At 62.4% G+C, this 13,932-nt stretch carries 10 protein-coding genes; 6 read left to right on the forward strand and 4 right to left on the reverse strand.

The window, feature by feature from the left end:
• Window positions 1-115: 115 nt before the first annotated feature.
• The 3 genes from RG540_RS16470 to RG540_RS16480 form a co-directional block, all read right to left on the reverse strand.
• On the reverse strand, window positions 116-1,099 hold the full coding sequence (locus RG540_RS16470; protein ID WP_038590101.1) for a tripartite tricarboxylate transporter substrate-binding protein: 984 nt from the start codon (window positions 1,097-1,099) through the stop codon (window positions 116-118).
• Between the two features lie 210 nt (window positions 1,100-1,309).
• Window positions 1,310-2,680, reverse strand: a complete 1,371-nt coding sequence (locus RG540_RS16475; RefSeq protein ID WP_038590104.1) for a sigma-54-dependent transcriptional regulator — start codon at window positions 2,678-2,680, stop codon at window positions 1,310-1,312.
• Window positions 2,677-4,503 carry a sensor histidine kinase gene (locus tag RG540_RS16480; protein WP_244446574.1) on the reverse strand — a complete coding sequence of 609 codons (1,827 nt, stop codon included), beginning with the start codon at window positions 4,501-4,503 and terminating at the stop codon, window positions 2,677-2,679. Before RG540_RS16480 ends, RG540_RS16475 begins: the two co-directional genes overlap by 4 nt.
• Window positions 4,504-4,785: 282 nt before the next feature.
• Between RG540_RS16480 and RG540_RS16485 the strand changes: the two genes are divergently transcribed.
• The 4 genes from RG540_RS16485 (at window position 4,786) to RG540_RS16500 (ending at window position 10,445) form a co-directional block, all read left to right on the forward strand.
• Window positions 4,786-5,262 carry a DUF4126 family protein gene (locus RG540_RS16485; protein WP_038590108.1) on the forward strand — a complete coding sequence of 159 codons (477 nt, stop codon included), beginning with the start codon at window positions 4,786-4,788 and terminating at the stop codon, window positions 5,260-5,262.
• Window positions 5,259-6,632: an FAD-containing oxidoreductase gene (locus tag RG540_RS16490; RefSeq protein WP_038590111.1), complete on the forward strand. Its 1,374-nt coding sequence runs from the start codon at window positions 5,259-5,261 to the stop codon at window positions 6,630-6,632. Before RG540_RS16485 ends, RG540_RS16490 begins: the two co-directional genes overlap by 4 nt.
• 103 nt (window positions 6,633-6,735) lie before the next feature.
• Window positions 6,736-8,694: an asparagine synthase (glutamine-hydrolyzing) gene (gene asnB, locus RG540_RS16495; RefSeq protein WP_038590114.1), complete on the forward strand. Its 1,959-nt coding sequence runs from the start codon at window positions 6,736-6,738 to the stop codon at window positions 8,692-8,694.
• 338 nt (window positions 8,695-9,032) lie between these two features.
• A complete protein-coding gene (locus tag RG540_RS16500; RefSeq protein WP_051909470.1) occupies window positions 9,033-10,445 on the forward strand; it encodes a GumC family protein in 1,413 nt (470 codons plus the stop codon).
• Window positions 10,446-10,450: 5 nt separating this feature from the next.
• Here the strand turns inward: RG540_RS16500 and RG540_RS16505 are convergent, their stop codons facing one another.
• Window positions 10,451-11,548, reverse strand: a complete 1,098-nt coding sequence (locus RG540_RS16505) for a glycoside hydrolase family 5 protein (RefSeq protein WP_080724965.1) — start codon at window positions 11,546-11,548, stop codon at window positions 10,451-10,453.
• Between the two features lie 282 nt (window positions 11,549-11,830).
• Between RG540_RS16505 and RG540_RS16510 the strand changes: the two genes are divergently transcribed.
• Both RG540_RS16510 and RG540_RS16515 read left to right on the forward strand, forming a co-directional pair.
• The gene (locus RG540_RS16510; protein ID WP_046599989.1) at window positions 11,831-13,138 is read left to right on the forward strand and encodes an O-antigen ligase family protein; all 1,308 of its coding nucleotides are present in this window, start codon (window positions 11,831-11,833) and stop codon (window positions 13,136-13,138) included.
• Window position 13,139: 1 nt separating this feature from the next.
• On the forward strand, window positions 13,140-13,916 hold the full coding sequence (locus RG540_RS16515) for a WecB/TagA/CpsF family glycosyltransferase (RefSeq protein ID WP_051909472.1): 777 nt from the start codon (window positions 13,140-13,142) through the stop codon (window positions 13,914-13,916).
• The last annotated feature ends 16 nt before the right edge of the window (window positions 13,917-13,932 follow it).

The raw sequence follows: 13,932 nt of genomic DNA on the forward strand, positions 1-13,932 counted from the left end.
GGAGAAGGGATATGCCGCACCGGTTACCCGGATCGCAGACGATAAGCTTGGCACGTCCCCTCTCCCTGCAGGCGGGGAGAGGGTTAGGGTGAGGGGCAAATCACCAGCGGGCAACTTAGTCCGCGTATTGGCCGGCGGCCTGGATGACCGGCTTCCAGCGAGCAATTTCGCCTTCGAGCTTGGCCTTCAGCGCCGCCGGGGTGACGTCGTTGTCGGGCGAAGGCACGGTGCCGAGTTCGGCGAAGCGGGCGGCGACGTTCGGGTTCTTCAGGGCCGACTTGAGGGCCTTGTTGAGCTTGTCGAGAGCGTCCTTCGGGGTGCCTTTCGGCGCATAGAGACCATGCCAGATGCCGACCTGCATATCCGGAAGACCGGCTTCCTTGACGGTCGGGATGTCCTTCAGGACGCCGAGACGTTCCGGAGACGTGACCGCATAGGCCTTTACCGTGCCGCCCTGGATCTGCTTCGTGGTGTTGGTGGTCTGGTCGCACATGATGTCGACCTGGCCGCCGAGAAGATCGGTCATCGCCGGACCGGTGCCCTTGTAGGGGACGGTGACGAGCGACGTCTTGATCGAGCTCATGAACAGCATGCCGCACAGATGCGAGGCGGCCCCGATGCCGGCATTTGCAACCGTCACCTTGTCGCTGTTGGCCTTCGCATACTCGATGAGACCCTTGAGATCGCTCGCCGGCATGTCCTTGCGGGCGAGGAGTGTCATCGGAACGTCGGTGACGAGGCCGACATAGTCGAAGGCGTTCAGCGTGTCATAGGGCAGTTTGCGATAGAGCGAGGCACTGGTCGCCATGCCGATATGGTGCAGGAGAACAGTGTAGCCGTCCGCGTCGGCATTGGCGACGCGGGCCGCGCCGAGCGTGCCGCCGGCGCCGCCGACATTTTCGACGATGACCTGCTGGCCGAGATCCTTCGACATCGATTCGGCGACAAGACGCGCCACGGTGTCTGTCGGGCCGCCGGCCGCAAACGGCACGATCATGGTGATCTGGCGCTCGGGATAACCCGCGGCGTTGGCGGAAGCGGAGAAAAGGGAAAGCGCCGCAAGAGCGGTTGCGCCGATAACGGCGTTCAGGATTTTCATCGGGGCTCCTCCAGGATGAAATGTGGACCAGTGGACGCCCAAAATTTCCTCCGGCGCCAACCTGAGCACCATTTGCGGCCGGGCGCCGAGCACGCGCAATCGTTGCGTAAGTCCCGAGCGCCATTTCAGCGAATACCGCGACGCAGCATGGGTGGATTCGGAAACAATTCGCAAAAAGCATGGGTGGATTTCCACACATGCGGCACGCAATCAGCCCTCCCTGTCATCCTGCAGCATATGTTCCGGACCGAGTAACTTCTTGTCGAGCCCGTATTTCTGCATCTTCTCGTAGAGCGTCTTGCGCGAGATACCGAGGGATTCGTAGACGGGCCTGAGCGCGCCTCCATGCGCGGCGATCTCGCCGGCAATCAGGTTACGCTCGAAAGCTGCAACCTTGTCGGCGAGCCGCCCTGCCCCATCCTTTGCGCCGCCGGTTTCGCCCGGCTTCGGATCGAGGCCGAGTACCAGCCGGTCGGCGGCGTTGCGCAATTCCCGGACATTGCCCGGCCAGTCGCGCTGGGCGATGGCGGAGGTCACCTCGGCCGGTACGTCCAGGTCCTCGCGGCCATACCGCGCCGCTGCCTCCCGCACGAGTTGGAGGAAGAGCAGCGGAATATCCGCCCGTCGCTGTGCCAATGACGGCACATGGATGGTCGCGACATTGAGCCTGTAAAAGAGGTCGGCGCGGAACCGGCCCGCCGCCACTTCCGCTTCGAGATCCACCTTGCTGGTGGCGACAAAGCGCACGTCGAGCGGCACCGTCTCGTTGGAGCCGAGCCGGGTGATGACCCGCTCCTGCAGCACGCGCAGGAATTTCGCCTGCAGGTCGACCGGCATAGAGCCGATCTCGTCGAGCAGGATCGTGCCGCCGCGACCGTGTTCGAACTTGCCGTAGCGCGGCCTGAGCGCTCCTGGAAAGGCGCCGGCCTCATGCCCGAAAAGCTCGCTCTCGATCAGGTTATCGGGAAGGGCCGCGCAATTGATGGCGATGAAGGGCTTGTTGGCGCGAGAACTGATGTCGTGCAGCGCCCGTGCCACGACTTCCTTGCCGGCACCGGTTTCGCCGATGATCAGCGTATCGGCATCCGTGGCGCCGATGGCACGGATTCGGTAGCGCAGATCGACCATGACCTGGGTGCGACCCGGAAGCCGGGCTTCGACATCGTCGCGCTTGCCGGCAACGGCCCTTAAGCGGCGGTTTTCCAGCACCAGGCTGCGCCGGTCGAGAGCGCGCCGAATGACGCCAGCGAGATGCTGCGGCGTGAACGGCTTTTCGAGGAAATCGTAGGCGCCTTCCCGCATGGCTTTGACTGCAAGCTGCACGTCGCCATGACCGGTGACCAGGATGACCGGGATCTCTGCATCGAGCTCGCGGATTTTCTGGAGCAGCGTCATGCCGTCGGTGCCCGGCATGCGGATATCGCTGACGACGACGCCGTCAAAGCCGAAACCAGTCAGTTCCAGCACATGATCGGCATTGGAAAAGGTCTGTACCGACAGGCCGAAAAGCTCCAGCGCCTGCGCCGCCGAACGGCGCAGTTCCTCCTCGTCGTCGACCAGCAGAACCCTTTGCTCGCTCACTCAGCTGCCTCCAGAAGATTGCCGTCGGCAACTTCGAGTTCGATCAGGAAGACCGCGCCGCCTTCCGGATGATCGGCGACGGAAAGGCTGCCGCCGAAATCCTTGATGATATTGTAGGAGATCGACAGGCCAAGCCCCAGGCCCTTGCCGACGCCCTTGGTGGTGAAGAACGGATCGAAGATGCGCTCGTGGATGGCGGCGGCGACGCCCGGCCCGCGATCACGCACCGAGACCAATACCTTGCCATCCGTCTGCCAGGCCGAAACGGTGATGCGCCGGTCGTCCAACCCCTCGACCGCATCGGCGGCATTGGTGATGATGTTGACCAGCACCTGCTGAAGCCGCACCGCACCGGCCTTCACCGCCGGAATGGCGGGATCGATGTCGATGTCGAGTTCCGCATCCGCGGTCTTCAGGCGCGCGGCGACAATTTCCAGCGTGTCGCGCATCGCGTCGTCGAGCGCGACGGCCCCGAGCTTCTCGTTCGGCTTGCGGGCGAAGTTGCGCAGGTGTCGGCTGATCGAGGCCATCCGGTCGATGAGTACCGAAATGCGCCGGACATTGTCCCGCGCCTCGTCCATGCGTCCGAGATCGATTAGCACGCCGGTCGTTTCTGCATAGGTCTTGGCGGCAGCGAGCGGCTGGTTGAGTTCGTGCGACAGGGCCGCCGACATCTGGCCGAGGCCGGCGAGCTTACCGGCCTGGATGAGGTCGGCCTGGGTCTGTCGCAGCCGCTGTTCGGTGAGCCGCCGTTCGGCGATCTCCTCCTCGATGCGGCTGTTGACGCGGGCGAGATCGGCGGTGCGCTCGGCGACGCGGTGCTCCAGCTCGTTGCGCGCCTCGGCTTGCAGCGTCAGGCGTTCGTTGAGCCGCGCTCGGCGCTGAAGGACGACAGCGAGTCCCAGACCTGCAAGGCAGAGCGTTAGAAGTGCTGCAACTGTCGCGGTCTTTGCCTGGGCATGGACCGAGCCGGTATCCATCAGCACGTTGACGGTCCAGCCGGCATCCGGCATCGGTTGCGACACAACAAGATATTCCTTCTCGATCCCGCCATCCCGAATGGTCATGACATCGCGCCCTGCGAAGCTGCTGCGCTTGACCGGCAATTCGCGGAGCCTGGCGTCCGCATACCGCCGCGACGCCTCGGTGCGGGCTATCCGGTCGGGCGTCAGCGGCAGGATGCTGGCATAAAGCCATTCGGGACTGCCGGTCATGAAGATGATGCCCTCGGGATCCGACACGAAAATCCGGTCGTCGCCGCCGCCCCAGGAGGCTTCGAGGCTGTCGATATCCACCTTGAAGACGATCACCCCGCGGATGGCGCCGCCGATCTCGATCGGCGAGCCGAAATAGTAGCCGCGCTTCAAGGACGTCGTGCCGAGCGCATAGAAGCGCGACTGGCGGCCCTCCGCCGCGTCCTGGAAATAGGGGCGATAGGTGAAATTCTCGCCGACAAAGCTGACCGGACTGTCATAATTGCTGGCGGCGATCGTCTCGCCGTCCATCGTCATCACATAAACGTCGGAGGATTTCAGAAGCCCATTGATCTCCTTGAGATACGTGTTGGTCGTCGCCTGCAGCGTCTCGTTCTTCGGATCGAGGATCAGCGCCTCGATATTCTGCTGATCGGCGATCAGAGCCGGTAACGCCTCGTAACGCTTCAGATGGCCGTCCAACGCCGACACCGCCAGGCGCAGCGTCGTGCCCGCCTGGATCTCGGCCTCGTCGATATAACCCCGCGCGAGGATATCGCTGCCCTTAAAGACCAGCGCAACACCGATCGCCGCAAGCAGGGCCAACGGCAGAAGAATGCGATATCTCAACAGGTCCGGGTTCCTCCGCTCATTTTCACGCCTGGGCTGACGGGAAAACGGCATTCTAACCGCTGCACTGCTGATTTCCATAAAATCCTTCCGGCATGGGGCTGGCATGTAGCCGGCATGTCGGATCATGGTCGCTACAGGTGTTTGAAGGCGCCGGCGTGCGTGATCGGATCGTGCAAGCATTCCTCGTATCGTCGTAATAATTTCCACCTAGTGCTTGACTTCACGACTGATCGTGCTTCGATCACAGGCGTAAATGGGGAAAGTCACAAGGGGGTTTCAATGGTCTATCTACTCGCACTTTTGATCGGTGTCGTCGCCGGCCTGCGCGCCATGACCGCACCTGCCGCAATCGCCTGGGCCGCCTATCTCGGCTGGCTCAATCTCTCCGGTTCCTGGCTCTCCTTCATGGGCACGATCTGGGCCGTCGGCATCTTCACCATCCTTGCCGTCGTCGAACTGGTTACCGACCAGCTTCCCTCCACCCCAAGCCGCAAGGTGCCGCAGCAGTTCGGCGCCCGCCTGATCATGGGGGCGCTCACGGGTGCTGCGATCGGCACGCCCTACAGCGGCTGGATCGTCGGCCTCATCGCGGGCATCATCGGCGCCGCAATCGGCACCTATGGTGGCGCAGCCGTCCGCGGCAAGCTGGCCGCCAGCTTCGGCAAGGATCCCCCGGCCGCCTTCATCGAGGATGCCGTCGCCATCATCGGCGCCTACCTCATCATCGCGTCCCTACCTGTCGCGGCCGCGGTATGAAAACCTTCGACGCGATCATCATCGGGGCCGGCCAGGCCGGCCCCTCACTCGCAGGGCGCTTCAACGACGCCGGCAAGACCGTTGCGATCATCGAGCGCAAACATGTCGGCGGCACCTGCGTCAATACCGGCTGCAAGCCCACCAAGACGCTCGTCGCCAGCGCCTATGCCGCCCACGTCGCCCGCCGCGGCAGTCACTATGGCGTGGTTCTCGACAGCCCGGTGAAGATCGACATGCCGGCCGTCATGCGACGTTCGCACAAGGTGACGCTCGACTCGCGCCACGGTAACGAGAGCTGGCTCGAGGGCATGCCGAACTGCACTCTGATCCGCGGCCATGCCCGGTTCGAGACCACGAACACGATCCGCGTCGGCGACGAACTTCTGACCGCGCCGCAGATCTTCCTGAATGTCGGCGGCCGTGCCGCGATCCCGGATTTCCCGGGCGTCAACGACGTGCCCTACATGACCAACAGCGATATCCTCATGCTCGATCGGGTGCCAAAACATCTGGTCATCGTCGGCGGCAGCTATATCGGGTTGGAATTCGCCCAGATCTACCGCCGCTTCGGCGCCGAAGTCACCGTCGTCGAAAAAGGCCCGCGCCTTGTCGGCCGCGAGGACGAAGATATTTCACAGGCAATCCGCGAGATCCTCGAAGCCGAAGGCATCCATATCCGCACCGGCGCCGAGTGTATCCGGTTCCGCAAGCATGAGGACGGCGTCGCCGTCGGCGTCGACTGCACCGACGGCGCACCGGAAGTGATCGGCTCCGACGTGCTGCTCGCGGTCGGACGACGCCCGAACACCGATGATCTCGGCCTCGACAAGGCCGGCGTCGAGCTGGACGCCCGTGGCTATATCAAGGTCGGCGACGACCTCTCGACCAATGTTCCGGGCATCTGGGCGATGGGCGACTGCAACGGCCGCGGCGCCTTCACCCACACCGCCTATAACGACTTCGAGATCATCGCCGCCAACCTCTTCGACGGCGAGAACCGCAAGGTCTCCGACCGGCTGGTCGGTTACGCGCTTTATATCGACCCGCCGCTCGGCCGTGTCGGCATGAGCGAGGCGGAAGCCCGGAAATCCGGCCGGAAGGTGCTGGTCGGCCGTCAGTCCATGGCAAGGGTCGGCCGCGCGGTCGAGAAGGGCGAGACACAGGGCCTGATGAAATTCGTGGCCGATGCGGACACGCACGAAATCCTCGGCGCCGCCATTCTCGGCACCGGCGGCGACGAATCCATCCACGGCGTTCTCGACATGATGAACGCCCGCGCCACCTACGACACGCTACGCTGGGCGGTGCCGATCCATCCGACGGTCTCGGAATTCTGGCCGACCGTGGTGCTCGGCATGAAGCCAATCTGAGCCTCTTTTGGACACGATTACAATTTTATCGATCGCCTGAAGTAGCCAGCAAGCATTTCCATCTATGAACGAGGGTTATTGTCCCTGTTCATGATGGAAACAGATGTGCGGTTTTGCGGGCTTCGTCGGTGAGGCATACGACTCCGGAAATTCGGAGGCCCTGCTGTCTTCCATGGCACAGGCGATCGCCCATCGCGGGCCGGACGGACAAGGCGTGTTCGCCTCGCCCCGCATCGGCCTTGCGCATGTCCGGCTGTCGATCGTCGGGCTTTCCGACGGCCAGCAGCCGATGACCGATGCCGATGGCCGCTTCACCATCGTTTTCAACGGCGAGATCTTCAACTATGTCGAACTGCGCGACGAGCTGAAGGCGCGCGGCCTCGCCTTCCGCACCGGCAGCGACACGGAAGTCCTGCTGCAGCTTTACGCGACCTATGGCGAAGCCTGCCTCTCGCGTCTCAACGGCGATTATGCCTTCGCGATCTGGGATCACCACGAGCGCCGGCTGATGCTCGCCCGCGACCGGATGGGGGTCAGGCCACTCTTTTATACCGAGCATAGGGGTTCGCTCTATTTTGCCTCGGAGATCAAGGCATTGCTTCAGGTGCCGGGTATCGAGGCCGAACTCGATCCAATCGCCCTCGACCAGATTTTTACCCTTTGGACGCCGATCCCGCCGCGCACCGCCTTCAAGGGCGTTTTCGAACTCGAACCCGGCCACCTGATGACCGCCAGGAACGGTCGGACCGAGACCCGGCCTTATTGGACGCTCGATTTTCTGGATGCCGGCGATCAAACCGAAGTCGACCAGTCCGTCCGCGAGGAAGAACTGCGAGCGCTGTTGGCCGATGCGACGCGGCTGCGCATGCGCGCCGACGTACCGGTCGGCGCCTATCTCTCCGGCGGGCTCGACTCCTCGCTGATCGCGGCGCTCGCCGCACCGATGGCTCCGAATGGCCTCAACACGTTCTCGGTCACCTTCGACGATGCCGAACACGACGAAAGCGCCTTCCAGCGACAGGTCGCAGAAGCGCTCGGCACCCGTCATCACGCCGTCGCCAGCGGCTCGGCCGATATCGCCGCAAGTTTTCCGGATGTGATCCGTTTTACCGAACGGCCGGTCCTGCGCACCGCCCCTGCCCCGCTTTACCGACTCTCGGGTCTCGTCCGAGACGCCGGCATGAAAGTGGTGCTGACCGGCGAAGGCGCCGACGAGGTATTCGCCGGCTACGACATTTTTCGCGAGGCACGCGTGCGCCGCTTCTGCGCCCGCCAGCCCGGATCGAAGATGCGGCCGCATCTCTTCCGCAAGCTCTATCCCTATCTGCCGGGGCTGAAGCAGCAGCCGGCCGAATATCTCGCCGCCTTCTTCGGCGCCGGCAACGATGCGGCCGACGATCCATTGTTCTCGCATCGCCCGCGCTTCCGCTCGACGGCGGCGGCCAAGATCTTCTATTCCGACGACCTGCGCGCCACCTTGGGCACCTATGATGCCGCCGAAGAACTCGCCTCCCGCTTGCCGGAAAACTTCGGCCGCTGGCATCCGCTGCATCAGGCTCAATATCTCGAAAGCCGTTTTCTGCTGCCCGGCTATATCCTGTCGAGCCAGGGCGACCGCATGGCGATGGCGCATGGGATCGAAGGCCGCTTCCCCTTCCTCGACCACCGGCTCGTGGAGTTCGCCAGCCGCCTGGCGCCGGGCATGAAGCTCAAGGGCCTCGACGAGAAGCACATCCTGCGCCGTGTCACCAAGGGTCTGCTGCCGGATGTGATCAGCAAGCGTCCGAAACAGCCCTACCGCGCACCGGACAGCCGTTCCTTCATCGGTAATAACGCGCAGGCTTATGTCGGCGAGATGCTCGGCGAACAGGCAATCGCTGCCTCCGGTCTCTTCAATCCGAAGGCCGTCGCAAAACTCCATCAGAAATGCCGCCTGGCCCCGGTCTCCGGGTTTCGCGACAACGCCGCGTTTGTCGGCATATTGTCCACACAGCTCTGGCTGAAGGGTTTTACCCGATCCGCCGCGGACGAGGCGCATACCATCCGCAAGGCCGCCTATTAGCTCTTGAAAATCTTCAATTAACTTAAAATTCACGACAATTGGTCATGATCGCCAGAGTGTGTCCAATTGTAGGTTCTTTCGCTGTGGCGGAAGGGCGGAGGTAGTCCATGTACGAGCCGAAGGAGCCACATACTCGGCGGTCGGCATCGGCCCGGGCGTTGCGTTATCGCAGCGACTATCAGAGCTCACTCCTGAACCACCCTCTCCTCGAAGAGGAAGAACCCGAAGAACAGCCCCCGGCGCGCCATCAGCCTCGTCCTTCTTCAGCACCTGACTATCGACCCCGTTCGGATTATCATCGTGATCCGCCCGCCTATGAACGGGAAGATGACGACCGGATGCGATACGAGGACATTCCGTTTGAAAAACGGATCGAGGCACAGCTTCACAGCCTGACGGAGATACAGTTCACCGATATCATCCGCTGGCTGCGCAAGGGCTTTCTGCGGATCATTGCCGCCGCAATTCTCGGCGCCGTCCTCGCGCTGCTTTATGCCGCCATTGCCTCGCCGCGCTATACGGTCGGCACCGAGATCATCATCGATCCTTCCAACCTCAACGTGGTTTCCGACGATGTCTTCTCCGCCAACCCGCAGCGGGATTCCCAGCTTCTGGAGGTCGAGAGCAAATTGCGGGTGCTGACGTCTCGCAACGTGCTGACCAAGGTCATCAACGATCTCAACCTCACCGAAGACCCGGAATTCAACCGTCCCGGACGGCTCGACGGCCTGCGCAACCTCATTTCATCGCCGTCCGCGCGCGAGAACCGGCAGTTGAGCGTCCTGCGGCAGCTCGAAAAGCAGGTTACCGCGACCCGCGACGACGGCTCGTTTGTCGTCGTGCTTTCGGTATGGACGGGAGACGTCGACAAGTCGATCAAGCTGTCGAACGCGATCGTCTCGGCCTTCGAAGGGGAACTGTTCAAATCCTCCTCGGCTAGCGCCGGCCAGCTTGCAATCGGCCTCAACAGCCGGCTCGACGAACTGCGCCGTTCCGTCACGCAAGCCGAGGAGAAGGTCGAGCAGTTCAAGCGCCAGAACGACCTGCAATCGACGGCCGGCGAACTCACCAGCACCCGTATTTCCGGTGCGCTCGACACCCAGGTTCTCGACGCCCAGCAACGGCTGATCCAGGCGGATACCCGCTACAAGCAGCTGCAGGCGGCCTATGCCGACAGGCGGGTTGCGAATTCGGCCGTCTTCGACTCTGCCACCATGATCACCCTGCGCGCCAGCTATAGCGCCCTGCAGCAGCAGATCAGCTCGATGACACTCGTCTATGGCACCCGCCATCCGCGTCTAGTCGCCCTGCAGTCGGAACTTGCCTCCGTCGATCGCGCGATCTCAGAGGAAGCCGCCCGTCTTCTTCAGTCCGCCAAGACCGATGTCGATCAGGCAAACAACGCTCTTCAGGAACTGCGCCGCAAATCCGACGCCTCGCGCTCGACCGTGTTTACCGAAAACGACGCCCAGGTGCGCTTGCGCGAGCTTGAGCGGGATGCACGCTCCAAGGCCGCCGTCTACGAAACCTATCTGTCGCGAACGCACCAGATCAGTGAACGTCAGCAGATCGATACCAGCAATGTCCGCGTGATTTCGCCGCCGGTGCCGCCGCAATCGAAGAGCTGGCCGCCAAGCTCGCTGCTGCTGATGATCGGCGGCGCCTTCGCTGGCGCCATTTTCGGCGTGCTGATGGCACTCACATTCGGCCTGTTCGGCCATATGCGCGAAGCCGGCCGCGAGTTCGCCTGAATTTTCTATTTCTTCGGAACCAGCGCCTCGTGCAATTCCGGCAGCCATGACTTGGTGGTCGGGTCCCAGGGGCCGAATTCGTGCGACGCGAAATCCCAATAGGCCCAGCTCATGCCGCGTCCCTCGATCTCTTCCCGCATGATCCGCGTGTAGGTCACCCGGTCGGGATAATAGGCGAGCGAATTGGAGCCGAATTCACCGACGAAAATCGGCCGATCGTTCTTTTTCCCCCACTCGACCGCCATGTCGAGAGGCGTCCTGATCTCCTCGATCTGCGCCTTTTCGCAGCAGGCCGTTCCGAGCCAGGGCCTGGATCCCTCGATCCAGCTGGCGCCCTGCATCGTGAATTTGAACGGTGCGTAGTTGTGTATGGTGACGATCAGGCGGCGGTCGTCGGCCGGGATCGCCAGCTTCCCGAGCCCCCAGGCAGTGCTCCACTCCGCCGGATCGACAATCAGGAAGCGGTAAGGATTTGTCCTGCGGATCACCGCAAGCGCCTGGGCGAGCAGCTCGTTCCAGACCTCTTCCGTTTTGCCGTGCGGTTCGTTGTAGAGCTCGAACAGCACCTTGTCGTTGGGCAGGCTCTGGTATCGCCGTGCAAGCTGCTCCCAGATCGCCAGGAAACGCTCGCGGCTCATCTCCACGCCGATCGCGACCTCCTCCGCCTCCAGGGGATCGCCATCCATCTCATGATAATGGTGGAAGTCGATGATGATGTTGAGACCCCGCGACAGCGCGTTGTTGATCGCAAAGTCGACGCGCTTCATGAAAGGCTCGTCGAGCTTGTAGGGCGCAGAGACGGCCGCATGGCTGCTGAAACGGACCGGCAGCCGGATGGTCTGGAACCCGCCCTCCCTGACTGCCGCGAACAGCTCCGTGGAAAGCCGTCCTCCCCAGGCGCCCTCGCTCGGCGCCTCCAGCGTTCCCCCGAAATTAACCCCTCGCCCCAGCGCCTTGGCTTGATCGGCCGCGGTCAGTCCGGCGATTTCGGGCGGGCGGGTTTCTGAAAACGGTTTCAGCACGAAATTCTGCGCCTGCGCACCGGCAATCCCGAGCGCCATCAGCATCAGAGATCCGGCAAGCCGCGCCACCATCCTCAGCATTCAAGATCTCCAGTCGTCTGTAAAAGAGCGCCGTCGGATTGCTTCATGAAGGCAAAGTCCGGTTCGACGCAGACAAGGTCAAGCAACCGGGCGGAAGTTTATCCGGTTATGATGAACGCCCGGAAATCTCACGGCTGCACTTCCGGGTCATAGGCCCTTCCAAACCAGGCGCCCAGTCGCTCTCGACGAACCTCGCAGCAACCGTTGCCGGGATATGGATGCTGGCGAGATTCGGCGGTTTCTGTTACGATTCGCGCGCGAAGAGAACGCGGCGGCGGGTGGATGGCGAGAGACACGGACGAAGTTGCGTCTTCTGGAAATTTTGGCGCAACGCTACTGTTTTGCTGTGTCGGGTGCTTCTACTGGATCACCCTGACGCCATTCGTCGATACCAGCGTCAATCCGGCTTTGGCGAAGCCGGCTCTCTGGAGCCAGCTGCTTGCCTATCTGCTATTCCTGATCGTGCTTGTCTATTCCATGACCCCGAGGGTGCGGAGCGTCATCTTCCAGCCCCGCCTGCTGCTGACGCTGGTATTCGGATGGCTGTTTCTGACGGCGGCACTTTCCGTGGACCCTCTCGGGGCCGTGCGGCGCGTTCTGATTGCGCTAACCGTCTGCATCAGCGCCAGCGCATTTCTGATGTTGCCGAAGGGCGAAAGCCAGTTTGCAAGGCTGGCCGGCGGCGGCGTGATGCTGATCGTCGGCCTTTGTTATTTCGGAGTGCTGTTTCTCCCGAGCCTCGCCATCCATCAGCTGACCGATTTTCTCGAGCCCCAGCATGCGGGGCGCTGGAAGGGAATTTACGTCCAGAAGAACGAGACGGGCGTCGTCATGGCGCTCTCCTGCTTCGTCGGCATCTACCTGGTGTCGGCCTGGTCGCGCATCATCGGGCTGCTCCTGATCGCGGCAAGCTGCCTGTTCCTGCTGAAAACCGGCGCCAAGACTTCGACCGCGATGCTGCCGGGCATCTTCCTCCTCAGTATTTTCTTCGAGCGCTGGCGCTGGATCCGCGTTCCCGTCGTCTTCGGCGGGGTCGGCCTGCTCAACCTGGCCACCGTCGGCGTCTCCACCATTGCGCCGCTGCGGGAGATCGTCGCGGCAACGGGGATCGACACCACCTATACGGCACGCGCCGATATCTGGCGGCTGGCGCTCGATGCTATTGCACAGCATCCGATCACCGGTTATGGCTTCGGCTCTTTCTGGGGGGCGGAGAGCCTCGTCAACAGCGATATGCGCACCTTGAATTGGGCCGTGCGCGCGGTGGATGCCCACAATGCCTATGTCGATGCCGCCATGAACGCCGGCATACCGGGATTGATATTGATGGTGATATGGGTCTTGGCTACTCCCCTTAAAAATCTGGCGGCAATCGACGCCGCAAAGAATTTCACGCCGCTCACCAGGCTTTTTTTGAGGATCTGGCTTTTCTCGATCTTTCTGGCTTGCCTCGAAAGCATCTTCCTCGCACGGTCGGGACCGATCTGGTTCACGATGATGGTTGCCATGTTCGGCCTTGGCTACCAGGCGCGCTACCGTATCATAGCCTCCAGGAAGGCGGAGCCTGCCTATGGACCAGCGTACGCCTGAGATGTCTGAGCAAGCACCTGCAAAACAACGGCGAGCCTCAGTCTTCGGCATCGAGTTCTCCACCTGGGACGCCGGCAGGATCGTCGATGCCATCGTCACTGAACCGGTTCCTGCGGGAGAAGGCCTGCGGCTACTGGTGACCGCCAATCTCGATCACATCGTGCAACTGAACAGGAATGCCGCCTTCAAAGCCGCCTATGACAAGGCGTGGCTGACAACGGTCGATGGAGCCCCCGTCTTCCTCTATGCGCGGCTGCGTGGGCTCGACGTCCCCGGCCGTATCACCGGCGCCGATCTGTTTCCCGAAATCATCGAACGCCTGAAGCCGGGCATTCACCGGCCCCTGCTTTTATGCTCGAGCGAAACCACGGCCGCTATCCTGGACGAAAAACTGCGCGCGCTCGGCTTTTCCGAACACCTCATCGTCACGGCACCCCCGGCTTTCGAGCGAAACGAGGTGTTTGGCCGGGAATTGGTGTCCAAGCTTCGGGAAAACCGGGTGACCCATGTCTTCTTCGGCATCGGCGCGCCCAAATCCGAAATCTGGATGGACAAGCACCGCGCCGATCTTCCCGATTGCTACGGCTTCGGTTTTGGCGCCGGGCTCGACTTCTATGCCGGCGTCAAATCGCGTGCTCCGGTCTTCCTGCGGAAAGCTGGGCTGGAATTCCTCTGGCGCGTCGCGACAGAACCGCGCCGCCTGGCACGGCGTTATTTCATCACGTCCTGGGCATTCTGCTGGGCTGTATACAAGGATCTCACGGCCGACCGGCGCTAGAGGCGCGGGAGGAGGC

The sequence above is a fragment of the Neorhizobium galegae bv. orientalis str. HAMBI 540 genome (genome assembly GCF_000731315.1).
Lineage (GTDB): Bacteria > Pseudomonadota > Alphaproteobacteria > Rhizobiales > Rhizobiaceae > Neorhizobium > Neorhizobium galegae.

Coding starts and splice junctions, on each gene's coding strand:
- RG540_RS16505 (WP_080724965.1), bottom strand. CDS start 11,548: ATGCTGAGGATGGTGGCGCGGCTTGCCGGATCTCTGATGCTGATGGCG.
- RG540_RS16515 (WP_051909472.1), top strand. CDS start 13,140: ATGTCTGAGCAAGCACCTGCAAAACAACGGCGAGCCTCAGTCTTCGGC.
- asnB (WP_038590114.1), top strand. CDS start 6,736: ATGTGCGGTTTTGCGGGCTTCGTCGGTGAGGCATACGACTCCGGAAAT.
- RG540_RS16500 (WP_051909470.1), top strand. CDS start 9,033: ATGCGATACGAGGACATTCCGTTTGAAAAACGGATCGAGGCACAGCTT.
- RG540_RS16510 (WP_046599989.1), top strand. CDS start 11,831: ATGGCGAGAGACACGGACGAAGTTGCGTCTTCTGGAAATTTTGGCGCA.
- RG540_RS16490 (WP_038590111.1), top strand. CDS start 5,259: ATGAAAACCTTCGACGCGATCATCATCGGGGCCGGCCAGGCCGGCCCC.
- RG540_RS16470 (WP_038590101.1), bottom strand. CDS start 1,099: ATGAAAATCCTGAACGCCGTTATCGGCGCAACCGCTCTTGCGGCGCTT.
- RG540_RS16485 (WP_038590108.1), top strand. CDS start 4,786: ATGGTCTATCTACTCGCACTTTTGATCGGTGTCGTCGCCGGCCTGCGC.